The organism is Loigolactobacillus zhaoyuanensis (genome assembly GCF_003946385.1).
Taxonomy (GTDB): domain Bacteria; phylum Bacillota; class Bacilli; order Lactobacillales; family Lactobacillaceae; genus Loigolactobacillus; species Loigolactobacillus zhaoyuanensis.
In genome coordinates, this window is the sequence record NZ_RHOE01000147.1 from 1 (window position 1) to 1,194 (window position 1,194).

The 1,194-nt window shown below is 47.2% G+C and carries 1 protein-coding gene; it reads left to right on the forward strand.

The features are described 5' to 3' along the window. Positions 1–112 precede the first annotated feature (112 nt). On the forward strand, positions 113–1,138 hold the full coding sequence (locus EKM76_RS13335) for an IS30 family transposase (RefSeq protein WP_125551024.1): 1,026 nt from the start codon (positions 113–115) through the stop codon (positions 1,136–1,138). Positions 1,139–1,194 lie beyond the last annotated feature (56 nt).

The window sequence follows — 1,194 nt, forward strand, 5'->3', positions numbered from 1 at the left end:
GCCGAGTTTACAATTGAAGTGCAACACCCAATGAACTAGACCAACTATAGACAAAAAGGCCATGAAGACCTATTCTTATAATCGCCAAGAAAATAAGAGAGTAGGTGCCTTCATGACCCAATCCCAGAGTACCATGTCTAGCCATTATCGACAACTACAATTTGATGAGCGTGGTCAAATCGAGGTCTTGCATAACCAAGGCTTATCTATCCGTATGATTGCCGAGATCGTCCGCCGCAGTCCCAGCACCATCAGTCGCGAATTACGGCGCGGTCTGACCACTCAAATTGGCCCTAACCATAAGTCCTATCAAGCCTACTTCGCCGAAACTGGGCAAGCTATCCGAAAGAAGCAGCGCGCGAACAGTCGGCCAATCGGTATGTTAGCTAAAAGTCCACAGTTCTTCGCCAAGTTGACGGTTGCACTGCGGCAACGACCAAGGGTCCATAGTGTCGACAGCTTTGTTCACTACTTTAAAAACCACTATCCAGAATTATCATGTCCATGTACTTCAACCGTCTATCGCTATATCGATCGCGGGGCCACTGAGCTTAGAAATTCTGATCTACCAAAGAAACTCAGTCAACGACTAAAACGCCCGGGCAGGCACCATGATCGATTGAACAAGCGGATATTAGGTCAATCGATTGAAGAACGGCCAGTTGAGATCAACGAACGCCAAGTACTTGGTCATTGGGAAGGCGATCTGGTCAAAGGTAAACGCGTGGAAAGTGAACCTGCATTACTGACCCTAACCGAACGGGTCAGTCGCTATGAGATCATCCTTAAGTTGCCTGATTACCACGCGACCACATGCCTACAAGGACTACAGAATACGATTGACGACTATGGCGCTGAATATTTTAAAAGCGTCACCTTCGACAATGGTAGTGAGTTCGCCCAACTTAGCCAGGTTATTGGACCTGACGTCTATTTTGCCCACCCCTACTCGCCGTGGGAACGTGGCACCAATGAGAACCAGAACGGTCTGATCCGGGAATACATTCCCAAAGGTAAGTCAATCCATGAAATCTCGATCACTGAGCTCCAAGGAATCCAAGACGCGCTTAACCACCGGCCACGTCGGAGCTTGAACTACAACTGCGCCAGTGAACTATTCATTGATTTAGATGATTAACTATACCAATTTATAAGAATAGGTCGATACTGTTGCACTTGATTTGACAATTTGGG

What these genes read in the sequence shown, in the direction of transcription:
- EKM76_RS13335 (WP_125551024.1), top strand. Translation starts at nt 113, where the DNA reads ATGACCCAATCCCAGAGTACCATGTCTAGCCATTATCGACAACTACAA.